Source organism: Collinsella aerofaciens, from assembly GCF_901212495.1.
Taxonomy (GTDB): Bacteria; Actinomycetota; Coriobacteriia; order Coriobacteriales; family Coriobacteriaceae; genus Collinsella; species Collinsella aerofaciens_H.
This window is the reverse complement of sequence record NZ_CAAKNY010000030.1, coordinates 1-20,893: the sequence shown is the minus strand read 5'-3', so window position 1 is coordinate 20,893 and position 20,893 is coordinate 1. Positions and strand designations below refer to the sequence as shown.

Sequence of the window (20,893 nt, the reverse complement as noted above, 5' to 3'; positions counted from 1 at the left end):
TAGTCAAACAAGAACGTCCCCAATGACTACACCAAACTGCCGGCAGAAAAGGAACGTCCCCAAGTGCCACCCCTTGCCAGCAACGGGAGTGCCGATGTTTTGGCAACGGCAGCGAAAGCCCGCCAGAGCGAGCAAGGTGCCTTGAAACGAGGCGGCATTGACCTTCTGGTCATGCCGCCGAAGTTGAAAGGCAGATTGCCGCCCTGGCGGGCTTGCAGCGTCAACTAGTTACGCGGGTTGGTAAACCCGCGTAACTAACGAGCTCCATACTGCTCGTAGTAGGCGTCGATGGCGGCCTTGAGCTCGTCATCGATGACGACCTTGCCGTCGATCTCGTGGTTGTAGAGAGTCTCGACGACCTCGGCCATGGAGACGATGCTCGCGACGGGGAAACCGTACTTGGCCTCGATCTCTTTCTGAGCGGTGGTCACGCCGCCCTTGCCGACCTCCATGCGGTTGAGAGACACGATGAGGCCCTTGATCTCGACATCGGCAGCAGCCTTGACCTTGGGATAGGTCTCGTCGATGGACTTGCCGCTGGTGGTGACGTCCTCGACCATAATCACGCGGTCGCCATCCTGGGGCTCATAGCCCAGCAGGTTGCCCTTGTCGGCGCCGTGGTCCTTGGCCTCCTTACGGTCGCAGCAGTACTTGACCTCCTTGCCATACAGCTCGTGGTAGGCAATGGCGGTCACGACGGCCAGCGGAATACCCTTGTAGGCCGGTCCAAACAGCACATCAAAGTCGTCGCCAAAGTTATCGTGGATGGCCTGGGCGTAATACTCGCCCAGCTTCTTGAGCTGATAGCCCGTCACGTAAGCGCCGGCGTTCATAAAAAACGGGGACTGACGGCCGCTCTTGAGCGTAAAGCTGCCGAACTTAAGAACGTCGGACTCGACCATGAACTTGATGAACTCTTGCTTGTAAGCCTCCATGCGGGCTCCTCTCGTAATCGCGTACGTGCCCTCCAGTTTAGCGCAGGCGAAGCGTCGACGCGGGCGCGCTTTGAGGCCACGTCATTCTGTAAAGGCTTTGTCAGGGGGAATGGTTTTCCGAACAATGGGGTTGACACGGCAAATCTTCTCATCAAGAATACGGGCGGATTAAAAAGGGGTACGAGATACCCAAAGCGCGCTGCGCCCGGCCTTAGGGAGGTGTGCCATGGAAGGCAGTCCTAGTCGAAAAACCTGCATGTCGCCCTCGGCACGCCGCGAGGACTCCGCACACGCATAAACGCCACCGGCAGATCGCCAAAACCACCACAAAGGCGCACTGCACCCTTTGTGGGCTCAAGAGCTTGACGTGAGCGACATCTAGGTTTTCTGAAGCACATACGACACGTACGCTAACTCCCTTCAACAAGGAGGACCCTATGCTGATGCTCAAAACCGCCACGGTTCTCGAAGCCATCTCCAAGCGCCGCCGCACGGCGCGCCCTGCCGCTCACACCGGCCTGTCCAAGAACACCATATTCGCCGCCACCCATAGCGCCGAGGACGCTCTCGTACTGCTTGACGCCACGGCAAACGGCCTCACCGCCGAGCAGGCAACCGAGCGCCTGGACGCCTCCGGCCCCAACACCATCGAGGCGCCGACCAAGACACTCGCCCGCCGCATCGCCGACGCGTTCGTCGATCCCTTCGCCGGCATCCTCGCCGCGCTCGCACTGGTCTCGCTCTACATCGACGTACTCGCCGTGCCCGAGCCGCAGCGCGACCCCTCCACGGTCATCGTTATCGGCATCATGCTGCTGGTATCGGGCGGCATGAAGTTTATCCAGGAAGCCCGCAGCGGCAATGCGACCGAGGCCCTTAAGGACCTGGTCTCCAACACTTGCACCGCCCTGCGCGACGGCAAGCGCCTCGAGATCTCCTTCGACGAGCTCGTCCCCGGCGATGTGATCCGCCTCTCTGCCGGCGATATGGTGCCGGCCGATGCCCGCATCATCACCGCGCGCGACCTGTTTGTGATCGAGTCCGCACTCACCGGCGAGAGCGAGGCCGTCGAAAAGACCGCTGCCGTCACTGTCATCGAGGGTGCCGACGGCTCCGCACTGCCACTCTCTGCCTGCAAGAACATCGTCTTTACCGGCACCTCCGTGCAAAACGGCACCGCCATGGCGCTTGTCGTTGCCACAGGCTCGGACACCTACCTGGGCGGAATCGCCAAGATGCTCAACGGGCGCGGCGAAAAGAGTGCGTTTGACCGCGGCGTCTCGAGCGTCTCCATGTTGCTCGTACGTCTCATGCTCGTTATGGCTCCGGCCGTCTTTGCCATCAACGCCGCCACCAAGGGCAACGTCATCGACGCACTGCTGTTCGCCACGAGCGTGGCCGTGGGCATCACGCCGCAGATGCTTCCCGTCATCGTGACCACGAGCCTGTCACAGGGCGCCAAGGACCTCGCCCGTCGTCAGGTTATCGTCAAGGAGCTGCCGGCAATCCAAAACCTCGGCGCGATGGACGTCCTGTGCTGCGACAAGACCGGCACCCTCACCGAAGACCGCATCGTGCTCGAGCGCTACCTCAACACCGACGGCAACGAGGACGCACGCGTGCTACGTCATGCGTTTTTGAACAGCTTCTTCCAGACCGGCCTCAAAAACCTTATCGACCTGGCCGTTATCGACCGTGCCGACGTGACGCCCTCGACCGTCGTGCCCGATTCCATGCTGGGCCAGAGCCTGCGCGACCGCTATACCAAGGTCGACGAGGTTCCCTTCGATTTCTCGCGCCGTCGCCTGAGCGTAGTTGTCGCCGATGCCCAAGGCAAAACCCAGATGGTCACCAAGGGAGCTGCCGAGGAAATGCTCGAGATCTGCTCCTTTGTCGAGGTCGATGGGGCCGCCCAGCCGCTCACCGAAGATAAGCTCGCCCAGATTCGCCAGCAGGTCGCTGGGCTCAATGCCGAGGGCCTGCGCGTGATTGCCGTGGCGCAGAAAACCAATCCGCGCTGCGTGGGCGAGTTTGGCATTGCCGACGAATGCGACATGGTGTTGATGGGCTTTTTGGCCTTCCTCGATCCACCCAAGGCGAGTGCCGCGGGCGCCATCGCCACCCTCGAGGCCAAGGGCGTGGCGGTCAAGGTCCTGACCGGCGACAACGATCGCGTCGCCGCCACCGTCTGCGAGCAGATCGGTATCGACGCGAGCAATGTCTTGCTGGGCTCCGAGATCGATGCGCTCGATGACGCCGAGCTTGCCGAGCGCGCCGAGAAAACCCATCTGTTCGCCAAGCTCTCGCCGCTGCAGAAGGCGCGCCTGGTGCGCGTCATGCGCGAGCTGCTCGGCCACACCGTGGGCTTTATGGGCGATGGCATCAACGACGCCGCTGCCATGCGCGCGAGCGACTGCGGCATCTCGGTCGATTCGGCCGTCGACATCGCCAAGGAATCCGCCGATATCATCTTGCTCCAGAAGGACCTGGGCGTGCTCGAGCGCGGCATCATCGAAGGCCGCCGCACCTACGGCAACCTGCTCAAGTACCTCAAGACCACGGTGAGCTCCAACTTTGGCAACGTGCTGTCTGTGACCGTCGCGAGCCTGTTCTTGCCGTTTTTGCCCATGAGCGCCCTGCAGCTGGTGCTGCTGTCGCTCGTCTACGAGATCGTGTGTATCGCGCTGCCGTGGGACACCGTCGATGACGCCTGGACTGCCCGTCCGCGCGCCTGGGACGCCGCGTCCATTAAGGGCTTTATGCTCGAACTGGGCCCCGTGAGCTCACTGTTTGACATCGTGACCTTCGCCGCGCTCTTCTTTGTGGTGTGCCCCGCCGCCGTGGGCGCAAGCTGGTCCGAGCTTGCCGCCGCGGGCAACGTCGCGGGTATGACGACCTTCGCCGCAATCTTCCAGAGCGGCTGGTTTGTCGAGTCCATGTGGTCGCAGACACTCGTGATCCACATGCTGCGCTCCCCGCGTCTGCCGAGCCTGCGCGACCACGCCGCGCCCGCCCTGTGCGTTCTCACCGTACTGGGCCTGGCGCTCGTCACTTGGCTGCCGGCAAGCCCCATCGCCGATGCGCTCGGCCTTACGACGCTGCCGGCGAGCTTCTTCGCGCTGCTCATCGGCATCGTCACCGCCTACATCGCGCTCACCCAGCTGGCAAAGCGCCGCTACATTGCCCGCCACGGCGAGCTGCTGTGACGCCCGAGCTGCGACGCGCGACCCATCAGGCGGTCAAAAAGTCCCGCTTCAAATTAAACCGCCCCCATTTCCCGTGTTAAGGAAATGGGGGGCGGTTCGCGCCGGCCTTTATCTTTTTTGACAGCCTCGTTTGGCTCACGCTACACCAGGCGCATGGCCTCCTGGACAGCACCGTAAAGGTTGGCGTCGTTGCCGAGCTCGGCCGCCTTTATCTGCGGCACAGGAATGCCGGCAAGGGCCCCTTCGTAACTCGCGAGGGCCAGCGGCATCTGCGCACGCAGGGCATCGACGAGCTCGGGATGGCACGAAATGCCGCCTGCGATCACAAAGACCTCGGGGTCGAGCACGGCCTGCAGGTTGATGAGCTGTCCGTCAAAGGCGCGAGCGTAGCGGTCGAGCGCGCGCTGCGCCGCCTTGTCGCCATCCGCGATCCACTCAAAGACGCGGCGGCCGTCTGCCGGAGAACCCGCAGGCAGGCCCTTCTCGGCAACGGCAGCATCGCGGAGCGCACGCCAACCGCCCGAATCGGCAAAGGAGTTTCCCATGTTCGCGGCAGTCGTGACATCGTTGCGCAAGAAGCTGAACTCGCCTGCAAAGCAGTGCGCGCCGCGCAGGACCTTGCCGTCAATGACGATACCGCCGCCGATGCCCGTGCCGATAGCGAGCACCACGCCAAAACGCGTCCCGCGCAGGGCACCAGCCGCATACTCACCGAGCGCACAGCACTTACCGTCGTTATTGACGGCGACCGGCACCCCCAGCGCCTCGCGCATGAGCTTTCCCAGCGGGCAACCGTCCATAAACGTGAGCGCACCGCCGCGATGGATCGTTCCCGTGACGTCTCCCTCGTAGATACCGCCGGGTGCGCTCACGCCAACGGCGCTCACGCGCTCACGGTACGGCTCGACGAGCGAGATCAGCGCCGCGACCGTCTCATCAGCCGTGGTAAAGCCCGTCGGCAGGCTTCCGCGCTCGCGGATGGAAAAATCCTCGCCCAGCACAGCCCATTTAACGGCCGTACCGCCCACATCGATTCCAAAGAACTCCTGCATATTCGCTCCTCACGCGCCATAGCCCCGGACGTGCATCGCCGCGACCACCACAGGGGCTGCCCTTATGAAGGTCATGCGCAAATCGCGCCCGGAGCCGATTATCTCTCTGTTTTACGCCTCCACTTTGGTCAGACGAAGCAGCATATATTGTTTATTAGGGAGGTCGATGCGGAACTTGCCCTCAAAGGTTCCGGGAAGCTCCTCCTCCGTCATGTCCCATGTGTCCACGGCACCCACCTTGTAACGAGCACCCGCCGCGCCCTCAAACTCACGAGACCACTCATTTAAGTACGTCCCCAATGAGTGCGGCAGAATGGCTCCCCTTGGCAGCTTAAAGCCGTCATACAGGAACCATTCCGTCGCAGCCTAATGAAAGGGACTGGGTTGTAAATGTTGGAGAAGAGCCGTTAGCGCCCGGGGGCCAGGATCACCAGAGCGTCGTGCTCAAAGGGATGCTGGGCCACGCGCACGGTGCCGTCGCCGTTGTCGCGGACGGGCAGCTTGGCGATGCGCTTGTCCTCCATGTCGAGGACCGTCGCCGTCCAGCCGCGCGCGCCGTCGAGCTTAAACTTGAGCGCCGTGGTGCGCGGCAGGTACGTGACGACGCGATCGCCAACGCGTGCCACACGGATGGCCTCGTGCGCGTCATCGAGGAGCTCCTGCGCCGGAACCACGGCAAGCGCGTCGTCGGCAGCCGTAGCGCCCAGGCCGGCAAGCACGTGTTCGATCAGGCCAAAGTCCCAAACACCTGCAAACTGCAGGCACTCTTGCCAGCGGAACGGCATGTCGAAGCCCTCGCCCAGCACCGAGCCTTGGCTGCGCGACGTCTGCCAGTTCCAAACGCCGTGTGCGCCGTAGGTCACGCCGGCACTGGCACCGGCAAGAATGCTCGACCATACGCTCGCGCGGCAATCCTGCGCGGTAAAGCGCCAGTACACGTTGCGCGACGCACCCATCTGCTCGTAGCAGGGCTCGGAGTTGACCATCGGCTTTTTGGGATAGTTGGCGGTAAAGTCCCGCGGCAGGCGCCAGGCCTCGGGCTGGCCCTCGTAGTTGTGGCCGGGCTGGAACATGTAAAAGTCCAGACGGTCCAGGTACTGTGCCGGAATGGTGCGATTGCCGCGGTTGATATGCATGGTGCGCAGGGCCTCGGGCGCGCGTTTGACGACTTCGTCGAGGGCGTCCTCGTAGTAGGCAATCGCCTCATCGCTGGTAAAGTCGGTATCGCCCGCCACCACGTAGACGGGGTCGAACTCGCCCAAGTTCTCGACGACGCGGGCAACGTGGGCGCGAACCTCCTCGTGCGGCATAACCTCGGCACCGCAATGCTCGGCAATCTTGGCGCCCCAGGTGCCGGGCACGTAGTTGCACCACATAAGCACGAGTGCCGGACGAATGCCGTGCTCGACGGCAGCGCGGCACATGACAGCGGCACGGTCCCAGTACTCCTGGTTGGGACGGGACCAATCAAAGTGCACGCCATCCTCGCTGGCATAGGGCCAAATGCCCAGGTCGGGGCAGCAGCGATCCCACTGCGGCAGCGTGTTGATCTGCAGCATGTTCATGCCCTGCTCGGCACGGCGGGTCAGGTAGTAGTCCCAGTCGTCCTCGGCAATGCTCGTAAATGCGCTCCAGCACGTATCGGCAAACCAAAAGAACGGCTTGCCCTCGCACAAAAAGCCGTCCTGGCGACCGTTGACGGTCAGCTTTCCCAAACTCATCTGCATGTCCTTTCGTTTGATAAAGGATTTGCGAACCGCCGGGGGCTTTCGCGGTAACCCCGCGCGAAAGCCCCCGCCGCTTGGCAAACCCTCGCGGGCGAATCTCACCCGCCTCCATTAGTCTACCTTGCAAGAAGGGCCCCGCCGGGCTTACGCCTGACGGGGCCCTGTCGTGTAGGTGAGGTCTTATGCGACCGAATGGCTTGGCCTTAGGCCTCCATCTCGGCGAGCTCCTCCTTGGAGAAGCCGGCCACGTAGACGACGGCAGCGGCGATGACAAAGGAGATTGCCATGCCGACGATAGCCCAGACGGTGTTCATCTGGCCACCCTGCAGGTAGTTGGTGAAGACCAGGAAGTTGGAGGCGCCGCCGGCCAGGTAGTAGGTAACACCCATGAGGCCGGAGAACACAGCGCCGATGGCACCGCCGATGAACATGCCGAGCATGGTGCGACGGAAGCGCATGAGGATACCGAAGAGCGCGGGCTCGGTGACGCCACCGGCGATAGCGGAGATGACGTAACCCAGGGCAAGACCCTTCTCGTCGGGGTTCTTCATCTTGAGGAAGGCACCGAAGGCGCAACCCCAGACAGCGGCCATAGCGCAGTTGGTGGAAACGAAGACGAAGGGATCGTAGCCGGCGGCGATGATCTGAACCTGAGCGAGCAGGATGACGGGCATGTGCATGCCGCAGACCACGAAGAGCTGCCAGAAGGCGCCGAGGATGGCCATAACGATCAGGATACCGATACCGCCAAGGTCAGCAAGACCAAAGAGGGCGTTGGCGATGAGGTTGCCGATCTCGTTGCCGATGGGGGCGAGGACTATGAAGGCGATGGGGATGGTGACGATCATGGTGCAAAACGGCGTGAAGACCGTGGAGAGCACGTCGGGCATGACCTTCTTAAAGAACTTCTCGACGAAGTAGAGGACAGGCACCGAAAGGATGATCGGCAGGACGGACTGCTGGTAGTTGGCAGCGGCGATCTGGATGCCGTAGACGGAGATGATTCCGCCACCCTCCTGAGTCGCGACACTCACGACGGACGGGGCCATGAGAGCGCCGCCGAGGAGCATGCCCAGAACCGGAGAGGCGCCGAGCTTCTTAGCAGCGGCATAGCCCAGGTAGATGGGGATAAAGGTAAACGTGGCCTCGTACAGGGTGGTGTAGAGGAACGTGTAGGTCGGATCGGTATCGGAGAGAACGCCGAGCATGGTGGGGCCGAGGACCGCGGCGATGGTGCGGAACAGACCGCCAGCCATGAGCAGCGGGATCAGCTGGGTCATGGAGCCGGACAGATAGTCGAGGATGATATTGGGCAGGTTCTTGAGCTCGAACTTCTCCTTGGGAGCATCGAGGTTCTCGTTGACGGCCTCACCCTGCTTGACGCCGGAGATGGCGACGAACTCGGCGAGCACCTTGGGCACGTTCTGGCCAATGATGACCTGGAGCTGGCTACCGGCGAACTGGCAACCCAGAACGCCCTTGACCTTCTTGATCTTCTCCACGTCGGCCTTGTTGTTATCCTTGAGCGTCAGACGCAGGCGCGTCATGCAGTTGGTGGCAACGGAAACATTCTCCGCGCCGCCCACGAGCTCGAGGACATCGGTGGCAATCTGCTTGTTATCTACTGCCATGGGACCCCTCCCCATATCTTCGTGTGCCAGCCCCTTGGGCTTAGGCACGCCTTTGGCCCGGCGACTATAACCCCTTACGGTTGCCAGACCCTTGGATACGCTTTTGTAAACAAAGTGTTTACTGAACGTTTACGTGCTTTAGTTTACACGGAGCACCAAATTTATGGCAAATTTGCCGTCTACAGTCCGGTGAACGGTAGGAAATCGGGGGTGAACGTAACTGAACAGCAGCAAATCGTCCCCTTGCTTCTGTATTGATATATAGCTGTCTACGTGGGCTTTTGCTTTAATGAACACCTCCATAACCTATCAACTCAACAACAAAACCCCTGCTAGAAGGTAGTAAACATATGTTTAGTAGTTCATCACCTGCTTACTATGACTTTTTGTCGAGTTCATCTGGCTATTCTGTAATTCTGGATTACACTAAACATGTTTAGATTGTATTGCCGCGAATGTTAGGCATTCACCGCGCAAGGGAGGCAGCTCATGGAACTCAAATCGTGTACGTACGCAACCGTCACCACCTTGGGCGACTTTGGCCCCTGGATCAGCAAGGTCGTACTCGACCTGCCCTGCACCGTACACGCCAACGACATCGACGCAAACACCTTCCATATATATGTAGAGCGTCACGAGCGCACGGGCGAGGTCCTGATGTGCAAGGAGCGCGGCGCAGATCATGCCGCGCCCTCTGTGGGCTATGTCAACGTCCTCACCGCTTATCCGTGCAACGAGGACGGCCGTAAGCTCGCCGTGGGCACCCATGTGGCGCTCGAGGTCGCCGAGCAGCGCCTGACCAAGACCATCGAAGGCAGCGTCATGGGCTCGCACATGCTCGATGACCAGCTGCGTATCACGCAGCTCACAGCTCTTCCTGGCAACGACGGCGACGATCCCACCTGCGGCCTGGTCTTCGACACCTGCCGTGGCGATATCTGCCCCGCGCTCAAAGGCTGGAGCAACGCCACGCAAAAGACCGCCGTCGACGGCATCGCGCTCGAATACGGCTTCTTTGAGCCCAGCTTTAAGGCCGAGGACTCGGCATGCTTCAACCCCTTTGCGCCCGAGGCCACGGCCGTGCCCCAAAAGGCGCCGCTCGTGGTGTATCTGCACGGCGCCGGCGAGGGCAAGGGCACCACGCAAGGCGAAGGCGCCACGCGTGCCTATATCGGCAATCGCGTGACGGCCATTAGCCAGGCGCAGATTCAGCGCTACTTTGGCGGCTTTGCCTGGGTGCTCGTGCCGCAGTCGCCCACGTTTTGGATGGACAACGGCGTCGAGCAGCTTGGTCACTCCAACCAGAGCATCTACTCCCCCGTGCTCAAAGCGCTTATCGACGAGTTTGTCGCCGAGCATGCCGACCGCATCGACACCGACCGCATCGTGGTCGCCGGCCTTTCCAACGGCGGCTTTATGACCCTGCGCCTGTGCGCCGACTACCCCGATTTCTTCGCCGCGGGCCTTCCCTGCTGCGCCCCGTGGTACAACGCCACGGACGAGGACGTAGCCGCGCTCGCCAAGACGCCGCTGTGGTTTACGCACTCCAAGGGCGACGAGCTCGTGCCGCCGCAACAGACCGTGCTGCCGCTCACGGCGCGTCTGCGCGATGCCGGCGCCAACGTGCACCTCACCTACTTTAGCCATGTCGAAGACCTGACCGGCGTGTATCGCGAAGCCGACGGCTCGCCCAAGAAGACGTTCAACCACGGCGTGTGGATCCACCAATTCAACGACCTGTGTTATCAAGACTTCGACGGGGGCAACGTACTCATCGACGGCGAGCCGGTGGGCTGCTGGGAGTGGTCGGCCAGAGTTTCGAGGTAACCATCCCATCGGGGGTCCTGACCTTTAGTTTTGTAAACGTCCTCGCGCATGAGCCCCGCTTATCCTGCTCCTTCGGAGCATCGGATAAGCGGGGCCCGCGCTGCGGAATGTTTACAAAACTAAAGGTCAGGACCCCCTAAGTTAACGTTGTTCGAAACGCTGGACGAGCGCTTCCGGCAGCACGCTGGGTCGGTGGCGATGGGGGCGTGGGCCCCGTCTTGCCTTGCGCGTAACTGGCTGAAATTATTTTGGTTGGAGCTTTGCTTATGTCTCAGAATTTGACTCGGGCGATTGTTACTACCGATATGGAAGTCGACGATATGAACTCGCTTGTTCATTTGGCTCTGTATCTTAACTTGCTTGATGTTGAGGCTGTGGTGTATACGGCTTCGCAGTATCACTTTCTTGGCGATGGGGTTCATACGCTGGGCGAGGTAAATCCGCATTGGCGGACTAAGGGGCGTCGCTCTTATACCTGGGATGTTGTGCCTCATGAGCCCGATCCACTGGCTGGGGAGCTTCGTGAGTATCGTCCGTTTCCCGAGCATTGGATTGAGAGTCTCTGGAGCAATGAATATGCCCAGGCTTGGCCGCAGTTGCAGGCGAATGCGGACGCTGCCGACGAGCCGCCGTTTCCCACACCCGCGCAGATGATCGAGCGTACGTTTGTGGGAAATGTTGCTTTTGAGGGTGACGTGACTGAGGAGACTGAAGGGTCGCGCGTCATCGCCGACGCCATCATGGATGACGACCCTCGCACGCTGTGGCTGCTCAGCTGGGGTGGCATGAACACCATCGTTCGTGCCCTCATGAGTATTGCCGAACGTTATCGCGCCACGCCCGAATGGCCTGCCGTGCAGCAGCGGGTCTATCAGAAGGTGCGCGTGAGTGGCGTTGCCAATGGCGTGGGACAGGACAACTCGTGGCTCGACCATGGGCGTGAGCTCTTTCCCAAGCTCATCTTTTGGCGTACGCCCTATATGTATGGAAACTATTTCGACGCCAAGATGGCTCAGCCCGATACGCTGCCGCTGTTTAAGGCTCCCTGGCCCGAGCAGAATCTCACGCAGGGCAACGGCCCCCTTATGGCACGCTATATGCTCTATGGCGACGGCAAGGTCTACGAAAACGAGCCCGAGCGCTTTCAGTTTGGCAAGCATGCCCGTCTGGATTGGGGCCTAGAAGGCGTGCCCGCGATGCAGTTTGAGCGCGGCGATTTTATGGCCGAAGGCGACAGCATGACCTATATTCCGCTGCTGCCGTTTGGCCTGCGCGGTATTGACGACCGCGACTTCGACACGCTACTCGGCCGTATGTTTCTTGATGGGCATCCCGATGCGGCCGCACCCGCCGGTTTTGCCGCCATCGGCACGCCCGCAGATGACAATCCCAATCCCTACCTGCGAGCGTATCAGGAGGACTTTGCCGCCCGCGCACAATGGTGCGCCCATGATCCGGCCACCTGCTCACATCCAGCACATATTGTCGAGGTTACGACCGACCGCAGTGCTTCAGCCGGTGAGCGTGTCGCCCTTTCAGCGACCATCGTCGACCCCGACGGCAGAGGCTTCGATGCGCATTGGGATGTCGCCGTGGACCCGTCGAGCTATGCAGGCGTCCAGGATCTGTCGCCGTGGCATGAATGCGCGATGGACGCCGCTTTCATCGTGCCCGCCGACGCACGACCCGGCGACCGCTTCGTGCTCACCCTCACCGTCCAGACGCGCGCCGAACGCCCCTGCACCCGCTACGCCCAGGTCGCCGTGACCGTGGCATAGCAAGGACGGCGTCCACATTCGACAGCCGCCACATTCGACAAGGAGTGTCCCCAACTGCCACTCATTTAAGTACGTCCCCAATGAGTGCCTACACTCTCATTCTGCGGACACTCATTGGGGACGTTCTTAAATGACTAGTCAAACAAGAACGTCCAAGTGCAGAATGGGGCGCCGTCGGAATATCCAGGCGACGCCCCTTGCGCTGAACTGCTCCCAGAGGAGAAAAATACCTGCGACCAGTCGTTTAAGAACGTCCCCAAGTGCCAACTCAGACAGTAGATGTTTAATCTGTTTCGTTAACTGAAATGCGTAAATCTGGTTAATCAAAAAAGCAAAATATGGTTAAATGAAAACGGTAAATTTAGTTAAACGCGCTGGTAATCAATGGTGATAATTATGCCAAAGAAGTACTACACTAGAATTATCGAAAATGAGCTCGACCAGCTGCTGGGCATATTCGGTGCCGTTCTCATCGAAGGACCGAAATGGTGCGGGAAGACGACCACAGCCGAGACCCGTGCGGCGTCCAGGCTCCTTCTCATGGACCCGTCCCGCAACTTCGAGAATCGCTTACGCGCCGAGACTGACCCAGCTCTTGCCGTTTCCGGCGAAGTGCCACGGCTAATTGACGAGTGGCAGGAGGTTCCGAAACTTTGGGACGCGGCACGGTTTGAATGTGACAACCGTGGCGGTGAGCCTGGCCAGTTCATATTTACGGGGTCGGCAACGCCGCGAGACGACAAACGTCCGATGCACAGTGGCGCTGGAAGGTTCGCCAAACTGTGCATGGATACCATGACGCTTTTCGAACTTGGGAAATCCAGCGGTGCAGTTAAGCTATCGGGCATTATTTCTGGCAAAAAGTTCAATGGCGCTTTTGGGTCGCTGGATTCTGCCTCGATTGCCGAGTGCGTTGTTCGTGGTGGATGGCCTGCGGCGGTCGGACACGATGCGCGGGCTGCGTCCGCGATGGCTAAACGATACATCGACATAGTTGCCGAAGAAGATTTGTCCCGTGTCGACGGCTCTCGCCGCGACCCTGAAAAGGTCAAAGCTGTCATTGAATCGCTTGCGCGCAATGAATCCACTTTGGCGACACTCAAAACGCTCGTAGCCGATCTTGGTGGAGAGGTGTCGAGACAAACGGCGTCATCATACATATCTCTTCTCGCTCGGGTTAATTTCGTTCGCGATATTCCCGCATGGAACCCTGCAATGAGATCTCCAGTGCACCTAAGAGAATCGAAGAAGCATCATCTCGCTGACCCGTCACTAGCGGCCGCTGCGCTCGGGGCGACTCCGGAGACATTACTGCTGGACTTCAAGACGCTTGGACTGCTTTTTGAATCGTTGGCCCTTCATGATTTGTGGGTTTATACGCAAGCAAATGGAATGGGTCTCTATCACTATCACGATTCTCGCGATCTAGAGGTCGATGCAGTCATTGCGGCTCCCGGTGGAACGTGGATTCCGATCGAAGTTAAACTCAGCTCTGCTCAAATCGAAGAGGCGTCTGACAGTCTCGTTGCTGTCGAGAAGCGTATGGTCGCCGCCGGAAACAACCCGCCAGTTTCGAAAGTCGCAATCATTGGATTTGGCTCACAAGCCTATGTCACTGACCGCGGCGTCCAAGTTGTTCCGCTGGATGTTCTCGCGCCGTAGTGCAATTGCAAGTTTTAACTTCTTTTGCTTTCTTTCACTTCTTTTAACGAAACACCCGGCGGGAATTAACTGCTCGCCGGGTGTCTTGGTTAGGACGTTATAAAGCAGGACTTCCGAAACACGGCGGTCAGGTCCGCCTCCTAAGGGCCTGAGGTGCTCGAGATTGGGAGCGACAAGCCCGACGAAGCGTACCTTAGGTACGCGAGGAGGGTTGGAGCCCCAAGGTTGAGTGCCTCAGTGCCCTTAGGCCAGGTCTTCGCCGTTGGTGGCGATGACCTTCTTGTACCAGTCGAAGCTCTTCTTCTTGGAGCGCTTGAGGGTGCCGTTGCCGGCGTCGTCGCGGTCCACGTAGATGAAGCCGTAGCGCTTGGACATCTCGCCCGTGCCGGCCGAGACCAGGTCGATCGGGCCCCAGGTGGTGTAGCCCAGCAGGTCGACGCCGTCCTCGGTCACCGCATCGCGCATCGCGGCGATGTGCTGGCGCAGGTAGTCGATACGGTAGTCGTCGTTGATGGAGCCGTCCTCCTCGACAACGTCCTTGGCGCCCAGACCGTTCTCGACCACGAACAGCGGCTTCTGATAGCGGTCGTACAGGTCGTTGAGGGTGATACGGAAGCCCAACGGGTCGATGGCCCAGCCCCACTGGCTCTGCTGCAGGTAGGGATTCTTGGCACCGGCGAAGGCGTTGCCCTGGGCGCGCTCGACATCGGGGTTATCGGCACCGGCGGAGCAACGGGTGGAGTAGTAGCTAAAGCTGATGAAGTCGACGGTGTTGGCGGCCAGGATCTCGCGGTCCTCGTCGGTCATGCCCACATCAATGCCCAGACGCTCGAGCTTCTTGACGGCATAGGCCGGGTAGTAGCCGCGGCTCTGGACGTCGACGAAGAAATAGTTGCTCTGGTTGTCAATCTGCGCCTGGCGCACATCGCCCGGACGGCAGCTGTAGGGGTAGTAGCTACCTGCGGCAAGCATGCAACCGATCTTGACCTCGGGGTCGATCTCGTGGGCGATCTTGGTTGCCCAGGCGCTGGCGACGAGCTCGTTGTGGGCGGCCAGGTACTCGACGGCCTCCTTGTTCTCGCCCTCCTCAAAGACCAGGCCGGCACCCATAAACGGCAGGTGCAGGATCATGTTGATCTCGTTAAAGGTAAGCCAGTACTTCACCAGGCCCTTGTAGCGGGTAAAGAGCACCGTGGCGAGGTTCTTGTAAAAATCGATGAGCTTGCGGTTGCGCCAGCCGCCGTACTCCTTGATCAGGTGGATCGGGCAGTCGAAGTGCGTGATGGTCACGAGCGGCTCGATGCCGTGCTTCTGGCACTCGCGGAACACGTCCTCGTAGAAGGCCAAGCCGGCCTCGTTGGGCTCGGTCTCGTCGCCGTTGGGGAAGATGCGGGTCCAGGCCAGGCTCATGCGGAAGACCTTAAAGCCCATCTCGGCAAAGAGGGCGATGTCCTCCTTGTAGTGATGGTAAAAATCGATGCCGGTCTGCGCGGGATAGTAGTAGCCGTCCTCAAAGTCGAGCATCTTGCGCTGGCCGGAGACCACCGCGTAGCGCTCGGAGCCGTGCGGAGCCACATCCACGTTGGCCAGGCCGCGGCCGTCCACGTTGTAGGCGCCCTCGCACTGGTTGGCAGCCGTCGCGCCGCCCCACAGGAAGTCATTACGGAAAGCCATGCATCGATCCTTTCATACGCTGCTTGTCGTGGCTTCAGTATCCCCGCAAACGGGACGCCGCTCAACGGCAACAACGCAGGTCGACACTTCTTTTCGCATGCAGACGCCCAGCAACCGCCCGCGCCTGACACTTTCTGATACCCGCCGCATGCCAAACCACCACAAAGGCGCCTGTCCCCTTTGCGGTGGTTTTGGTCGGTTTGTCTCGATCTGTAACAGTTAGGCCGTCAAAACCGGGCTTATTGTTACAGATCAAGATTTTTCGGACCGCCCCTGCAGTTTGTCTCGATCTGTAACAGGTAGAGACGATTTTACCTGCTAGATGTTACAGAACGAGACAAACGGAAATCGAACCGCGCCTCAATAGGAAAAAAAGGAAAAAATAGGAAAGAAAGGAAAGGAGTCGTACAGGTGTTCTGTATAGGAAAACCACCACAAAGGTGTCTGTCCCCTTTGTGGTGGTTTTGGACGAAGCGCTAGTCCACGGTGATGTCGAGGTTTTTACCGGCGAGGCCTACGTAACCGCCCTCAGCTGCCTTGGGGCTATCGGCGTGGCAGAGGACCCACTTGTCGGCCTTCCAGTAGCAGTAGCTGTCACCGGCGGCGGGCATGTCGGCTGCGGCCTCGGGACGCGGGCCGTTGGTGCCGGCGGGCAGCGCAACCATCACCTGGAAGCCGCCGTCGTCGACCATGCACGGCGTGTAGTGGAGCGTCGTGGCATAGACCTCGATGAGCGTGCCGGCGGGTGCGCGGAAGGCCTTGACCTGAGTGGTGTCGAGCTTGCCGTCGACGATCTGCTCACGCTTGGCCAGCAGCAGGATAAAGTCGCGGGCACCCAGGTTGAACTCGCTGGCGCGGTGATACTCCAGGCAGTTGAGGCGTGTGTTGTGGCCGTTGCACCAGCCGAGCTGGAAGGGGCGGCCGCCGAACATGAGAAAGCCCAATTTGTCGGCATCCTTGACGCCCTCGAGCTCCGGCGCACTCGCGACATACTTACTGCCCTCGGGGATGGGCGTGGCAGAGAGCGCCTCGAGTACGGGCGACGTGAGCTCGGACGGAACGTTATCCCAAACGTTGCCATAGGATTTGAACTCGGGATCGTTGACAGAGTAGATATGCATGTTCACTCCTGTTCGTAAATGTGACTATACGAACATTCTAGAACATCACTCGTCTACAGCCTCGATCAATATCGCAAACAATGTGTAGCGGAATCGTCTGCTTGAATGGGCGACATATAGTCCCCTCTTAGCCGAGGTACTCCCTAAGGAACTCAATTGCGCTCAAACACCAGCAGTCGGTTTCCGGCGCATGGGGCTTCATCAATGCGTGCCCTCCTTCTGGATACATAACTTCCTCATGGTGCACCCCGACCGCATCCAGAGCAGCTACCATCTTTCCGAGATTGCTGGGCGATACGACATCGTCATCAGCGCATTGCCAAAGATATGTCGGCGGGTACTGCTCCCACACATGTTGATCAATACAGAAATCATCAATCGCATCGCGTTCGGCCTCACCGCATACCGAATCAAGGAACCTATGGTCTGATGCGTCTTCGGACTCATGAAGATCAATCGGTGCGTAGCATAGAACCAAAGCTTTGGGCGGCTCGCATCCGTAAGCCGCGAACCCTTTGTTATCCGTTCCCCACTCGGCGGTCAAATGTGCGCCGGCGGAAAACCCGATAACCGCGTAGCTTTTAGCTACATCGAATCTCGCTGAGTTCTCGAGGACGAAACAGACGGCTCGATTCAGATCGTCGATCGGACGCGGCATCAGGGGCTCAACCCTCACCCTGTATGACAAAACAAACACGTTATATCCTGCATCGTTGAGCTCGGGAGCGACGGGAAAACCCTCCATTTGGTGACAAACGCTTTGATAGCCCCCGCCCGAAATCGCAATGATGAACGGCGCCCCCGGTCTCCCAGGAAAGAAAAACAGTTTCGTATTGCGTCGAGTCGGGTCACGGATGCAGTCGGCTTCATCCCAAATATCGTAGGCAAACTGCTGCCCGTCATCCACGAGCTCAACGATCCGATTCAACCCGCGCAGAACGCGAGCAACTTCATACGGATTGGTATCGGAATTCAAATGGGCCGCGATGGGCTTATTCCACATGCGTTCCCAAGTTGAAGGGCGGCAAAGCATGAGGTGCTCGCCGAACCCAGCGAACTCGGGGAGAAGCGCGATTTCTCCAAACGTCATATCGGCAGTAATGGTCATAACTAGTCACTCCAAAAACGAGGTGGGCTCGCGCCGTTCAATCGCAAGCCCACCATATGCAATCTGCCGCGGGGTTTTCAGCAGCTTACATTCCAAATAATTGCCTATTCCGCCGACGCGTCTGCATCAGGGCGATACATGAAGTAGACAAGAACGAAGGTGAGGATAAAACCAACGACATTACTAAGAATTGCACCAATGAGACTGCTCATATCGCCAGAAGGATTCATATAACCGGGAAAGCTAAAAATACCGCTCGATGTCATAACGAACGTGCGAGTATTGAAGATCGCCGGGATAACGGCACTGATTGCTCCAGAAATCATGGAAGCGATAACGATCTTCTTATGCTCCAAGATGATGCCGTACAGAGCCGGTTCCGTAATTCCGCACAAGCCCGTGATGGCACAGCTGAACCCAAGGCTCTTTTCACTCGGGTCCTTCGAGCGGAGAGCAAACGCCAGGCATGCACCAACGACGCCCATGCTGCAGCAAAGAAGTCCAAGGATGGGGTCGGAACCGACGGTAATGATATTGTTGATCGAAATCACGATAAGGGCCCAGTGGAGTCCCAGGGGGATCATAATGAGGCCGAATATCGGTCCGAGAATAATGCCGCAAAGGATGGGGCTGAACTGGTAGACCGCCAACACAGCAGTCGCAAGCAAGGAGCTTGCCTGCTGGATAACAGGGCCGATCACAAGAAGCGAGATTGGGGCGGCAATTGCAACCGTCAAGAACGGAACGAGCGCAAATGCCACGGCATCGGGAAGAGCCGCGCGCAGTCCCTTATAAAGGACGGATGCAAACCAAGCCGCCACGATAGCAGGAAACACCGTAGAAGCATAGCTCACCATCGTGAACTTCATGCCGAACAGATCCAGCGCATCGCCCGCCCCGGCCGCAGCAACAAACGTCGGGTAAATCAGAATTGCTCCGAGAACTGCACCGATATATCGATCGATTCCAAAGAACTGAGCCGCAGACGACCCGACAAGAACGGGCAGGAAATACATGCAGGCATTTCCCATGCCGTACAGCAATGTGTAAATTCCGCTCTCGGTGGAGACAACACCCGCCGTCGTCAGAATACTAAGAACGGCGTTTATCATTCCGCATGCGATCAGAGCGGGAAGGACAGGCATCATGATCCCGCTGACGAGCTTCATCAGCTTTCCCAGAAAGCCCTTGGTCTCCCCTTCGCCAGCCTCGGAATCCCCCGTATCGATCCCAGCTTCTTTGACGACGATTTCATAAACCTTATCGACCTTGGGCCCCACAATTACCTGGTATTGCCCTGCGGAATGGCGAATGTCGATCACGCCATCGATTGCCTTGACCTTTTCATCGTCTACGATGCTTTCGTCCTTAAGGTTGAACCTTAAACGAGTCATGCAGTGAGCTACAAATGTAACGTTTTCTGCACCGCCCACCATCTCGAGAATCTCGGCAGCGAGCTTAGTTGTATCTGCCATAAATACCATTTCTCCCACGTTGAGTTTTATATGTAACAATCGACAAAGCGCGCGCCTTCGCCGACCAATTACCTTGTTTTCGATGCAATTCGATTGATATGCATCATGAGATAGAGTTTTTCTTCGTCTACTAGCTCCTGGCCCGTAAGCCGGCTGAGAGCAGAAGCAATATCATCGGCACACATTGATGCCACTGGATATTCATCCTTGAGCGAGAGATACATCTTGCGGTTATCGCTTACGATGCTTTCGCCTGAGTTCAGCCTATTGAATAGGTACTGAAGATGGGTCGCAAATCTTGCGTAATCGAAGCCTTCCCGATCAACCTGAATCCCAAGTCGTCTTTCAACGGCGATGGTTGATTCTTCGAGAACACATTCGTAGACGTCCGCGCCAAGCTCTTCAGCCGCTTCACATGAGTCTGAATCGGCCATGTTGTTGATAAACGCCATGGCAATTCCAACTGCCTCATGGGCGGGAAGCCTCACGTTAAGGCGCTTTCTGATTATCCTGAGCGCATACTCGCCGATTTTGAATTCGACGGGATATTGTTGGCGGACATCAAACGACAGGGGCATGTGGACAACGATGTTTTGCTCCTTGCGCTTAATTGCATACGCGATATGGTCCGCAAGGATAAACGGCAGATTGGGGCTCACCTCGTAGGGCAGCAAGCCTGACGACATATCAATAACATCCGAGGTGAGCTCGAGAAGCTCATCGGAAACCTCATCGACAAGAGCGACATAGCGGGAGCTGACGTTATAAAACGTCCGCTGAATCTCCGAGAGTGGCACTTCATCGCCAACATTCTTAAACCCTAGGCCGCGCCCGAATGCAACTAGTTGCCTGCCATTTCCATCGACGCAGAGGACAGCGCTGGTATTAATTCGTTTAACGATTTCCATGTGTCCCCCTAAACAAAACAAGGCTCCCGAAGCAGAATCCGACAATCAATGTCGACAGATGCTGCTTCAGGAGCCTTGCCTGAATATCACTCTGAAAGCTATATTAGGCGAAACACCGCTATTGACCTCGTATAAACACTTCTAAACAGTTAAACGGTCGATATCTCCGTGTGAACGGTTTAGAAACTGGCGGCAGCCTTACGCCTGCTGATAATGCAGATGAGCCTCATCGATATCGGCCAGGTCGCGGTCGAGGTAGCGGCGCGCGAGCCAGTTGGCCATGGGAAGGTTCTGGTCCAGGTAGTTACCGCACTCCTCGGGAGCGGCGCCGGGGACATCGCCCTCAAAGCCGGCGACGAACTCAAAGAGCTCGCGCACGAGCGGCAGGATCTCCTCGCTCGTCACCTCACCAAACACGACCAGGTAAAAGCCCGTGCGGCAGCCCATGGGACCAAAGTAGACGATGCGGCTCGACCACTCGGCATGGTTGCGAAGGAACGTCGCGCCCAGGTGCTCGATGGTATGGCACTCGGCCGTGTTCATGACCGGCTCTTTGTTGGGCGTGGTCAGGCGCAGGTCAAAGGTGGTGACGGCGGTACCGGTCGCCGGGTCGCGGTCGATGCGGCTCACGTACACGCCGGGCTCAAGCAGCAGATGATCGACAGAAAAGCTCGAAATGCGCTCCATGGCAGATCCTCTCGGTAGTCAATTTGGGACGGGGCTCTTTTAGCTGGTTGGAATGGTCGCACCAATCATACCAGTCAAAAAAGCCCCGTCCCAAATTAGCTA

15 protein-coding genes are annotated in these 20,893 nt (G+C 58.7%); 4 read left to right on the top strand and 11 right to left on the bottom strand.

What is annotated here, in order from left to right; all coding sequences use genetic code 11:
- Positions 1 to 254: 254 nt before the first annotated feature.
- Complete coding sequence (gene pyrE, locus SFLMC1_RS02980) at positions 255 to 935, bottom strand: orotate phosphoribosyltransferase (RefSeq protein ID WP_152074526.1); 681 nt, start codon at positions 933 to 935, stop codon at positions 255 to 257.
- Between the two features lie 437 nt (positions 936 to 1,372).
- Between pyrE and mgtA the strand changes: the two genes are divergently transcribed.
- Positions 1,373 to 4,141, top strand: a complete 2,769-nt coding sequence (gene mgtA, locus SFLMC1_RS02975) for a magnesium-translocating P-type ATPase (protein WP_152074525.1) — start codon at positions 1,373 to 1,375, stop codon at positions 4,139 to 4,141.
- Between the two features lie 140 nt (positions 4,142 to 4,281).
- On the opposite strand, the gene SFLMC1_RS02970 is transcribed toward mgtA, so the two are convergent.
- From SFLMC1_RS02970 to SFLMC1_RS02955, 4 genes are all read right to left on the bottom strand, one after another.
- Positions 4,282 to 5,193 carry an ROK family protein gene (locus SFLMC1_RS02970; RefSeq protein ID WP_152074524.1) on the bottom strand — a complete coding sequence of 304 codons (912 nt, stop codon included), beginning with the start codon at positions 5,191 to 5,193 and terminating at the stop codon, positions 4,282 to 4,284.
- 111 nt (positions 5,194 to 5,304) lie between these two features.
- Complete coding sequence (locus SFLMC1_RS02965) at positions 5,305 to 5,493, bottom strand: DUF5605 domain-containing protein (protein WP_226814282.1); 189 nt, start codon at positions 5,491 to 5,493, stop codon at positions 5,305 to 5,307.
- Between the two features lie 107 nt (positions 5,494 to 5,600).
- The gene (locus tag SFLMC1_RS02960; protein ID WP_152074523.1) at positions 5,601 to 6,914 is read right to left on the bottom strand and encodes a DUF4038 domain-containing protein; all 1,314 of its coding nucleotides are present in this window, start codon (positions 6,912 to 6,914) and stop codon (positions 5,601 to 5,603) included.
- Between the two features lie 209 nt (positions 6,915 to 7,123).
- Positions 7,124 to 8,551, bottom strand: coding sequence for a PTS transporter subunit EIIC (locus SFLMC1_RS02955; RefSeq protein ID WP_152074522.1), 1,428 nt, complete (start codon positions 8,549 to 8,551; stop codon positions 7,124 to 7,126).
- Between the two features lie 489 nt (positions 8,552 to 9,040).
- On the opposite strand from SFLMC1_RS02955, the gene SFLMC1_RS02950 reads away from it, so the two are divergent.
- The 3 genes from SFLMC1_RS02950 (at position 9,041) to SFLMC1_RS02940 (ending at position 13,818) form a co-directional block, all read left to right on the top strand.
- Entirely contained in the window at positions 9,041 to 10,378 is a 1,338-nt protein-coding gene (locus tag SFLMC1_RS02950; RefSeq protein WP_152074521.1) for a prolyl oligopeptidase family serine peptidase, read from the top strand.
- A 266-nt stretch (positions 10,379 to 10,644) separates the two neighbouring features.
- A complete protein-coding gene (locus SFLMC1_RS02945) occupies positions 10,645 to 12,156 on the top strand; it encodes a nucleoside hydrolase-like domain-containing protein (protein WP_152074520.1) in 1,512 nt (503 codons plus the stop codon).
- A gap of 396 nt (positions 12,157 to 12,552) precedes the next feature.
- On the top strand, positions 12,553 to 13,818 hold the full coding sequence (locus SFLMC1_RS02940; protein ID WP_187323837.1) for an ATP-binding protein: 1,266 nt from the start codon (positions 12,553 to 12,555) through the stop codon (positions 13,816 to 13,818).
- Between the two features lie 243 nt (positions 13,819 to 14,061).
- On the opposite strand, the gene SFLMC1_RS02935 is transcribed toward SFLMC1_RS02940, so the two are convergent.
- The 6 genes from SFLMC1_RS02935 to SFLMC1_RS02910 all read right to left on the bottom strand — a co-directional run bounded on the left by SFLMC1_RS02935 (position 14,062) and on the right by SFLMC1_RS02910 (position 20,791).
- Entirely contained in the window at positions 14,062 to 15,492 is a 1,431-nt protein-coding gene (locus tag SFLMC1_RS02935; RefSeq protein WP_152074518.1) for a 6-phospho-beta-glucosidase, read from the bottom strand.
- A 476-nt stretch (positions 15,493 to 15,968) separates the two neighbouring features.
- Positions 15,969 to 16,613, bottom strand: a complete 645-nt coding sequence (locus SFLMC1_RS02930) for a DUF4867 family protein (RefSeq protein ID WP_152074517.1) — start codon at positions 16,611 to 16,613, stop codon at positions 15,969 to 15,971.
- Between the two features lie 127 nt (positions 16,614 to 16,740).
- Positions 16,741 to 17,721: an alpha/beta hydrolase gene (locus tag SFLMC1_RS02925; RefSeq protein WP_152074516.1), complete on the bottom strand. Its 981-nt coding sequence runs from the start codon at positions 17,719 to 17,721 to the stop codon at positions 16,741 to 16,743.
- Between the two features lie 104 nt (positions 17,722 to 17,825).
- Complete coding sequence (locus SFLMC1_RS02920) at positions 17,826 to 19,196, bottom strand: PTS transporter subunit EIIC (protein ID WP_187323836.1); 1,371 nt, start codon at positions 19,194 to 19,196, stop codon at positions 17,826 to 17,828.
- 68 nt (positions 19,197 to 19,264) lie between these two features.
- Positions 19,265 to 20,104, bottom strand: coding sequence for a PRD domain-containing protein (locus SFLMC1_RS02915; protein WP_152074514.1), 840 nt, complete (start codon positions 20,102 to 20,104; stop codon positions 19,265 to 19,267).
- A gap of 198 nt (positions 20,105 to 20,302) precedes the next feature.
- A complete protein-coding gene (locus tag SFLMC1_RS02910; RefSeq protein ID WP_152074513.1) occupies positions 20,303 to 20,791 on the bottom strand; it encodes an S-ribosylhomocysteine lyase in 489 nt (162 codons plus the stop codon).
- Positions 20,792 to 20,893 lie beyond the last annotated feature (102 nt).

Bases quoted from the DNA above. Each gene is read 5' to 3' on its own strand.
- pyrE (WP_152074526.1), bottom strand. From the start codon at position 935: ATGGAGGCTTACAAGCAAGAGTTCATCAAGTTCATGGTCGAGTCCGAC.
- mgtA (WP_152074525.1), top strand. From the start codon at position 1,373: ATGCTGATGCTCAAAACCGCCACGGTTCTCGAAGCCATCTCCAAGCGC.
- SFLMC1_RS02970 (WP_152074524.1), bottom strand. From the start codon at position 5,193: ATGCAGGAGTTCTTTGGAATCGATGTGGGCGGTACGGCCGTTAAATGG.
- SFLMC1_RS02960 (WP_152074523.1), bottom strand. From the start codon at position 6,914: ATGAGTTTGGGAAAGCTGACCGTCAACGGTCGCCAGGACGGCTTTTTG.
- SFLMC1_RS02955 (WP_152074522.1), bottom strand. From the start codon at position 8,551: ATGGCAGTAGATAACAAGCAGATTGCCACCGATGTCCTCGAGCTCGTG.
- SFLMC1_RS02950 (WP_152074521.1), top strand. From the start codon at position 9,041: ATGGAACTCAAATCGTGTACGTACGCAACCGTCACCACCTTGGGCGAC.
- SFLMC1_RS02945 (WP_152074520.1), top strand. From the start codon at position 10,645: ATGTCTCAGAATTTGACTCGGGCGATTGTTACTACCGATATGGAAGTC.
- SFLMC1_RS02940 (WP_187323837.1), top strand. From the start codon at position 12,553: ATGCCAAAGAAGTACTACACTAGAATTATCGAAAATGAGCTCGACCAG.
- SFLMC1_RS02935 (WP_152074518.1), bottom strand. From the start codon at position 15,492: ATGGCTTTCCGTAATGACTTCCTGTGGGGCGGCGCGACGGCTGCCAAC.
- SFLMC1_RS02930 (WP_152074517.1), bottom strand. From the start codon at position 16,613: ATGCATATCTACTCTGTCAACGATCCCGAGTTCAAATCCTATGGCAAC.
- SFLMC1_RS02925 (WP_152074516.1), bottom strand. From the start codon at position 17,721: ATGACCATTACTGCCGATATGACGTTTGGAGAAATCGCGCTTCTCCCC.
- SFLMC1_RS02920 (WP_187323836.1), bottom strand. From the start codon at position 19,196: ATGGCAGATACAACTAAGCTCGCTGCCGAGATTCTCGAGATGGTGGGC.
- SFLMC1_RS02915 (WP_152074514.1), bottom strand. From the start codon at position 20,104: ATGGAAATCGTTAAACGAATTAATACCAGCGCTGTCCTCTGCGTCGAT.
- SFLMC1_RS02910 (WP_152074513.1), bottom strand. From the start codon at position 20,791: ATGGAGCGCATTTCGAGCTTTTCTGTCGATCATCTGCTGCTTGAGCCC.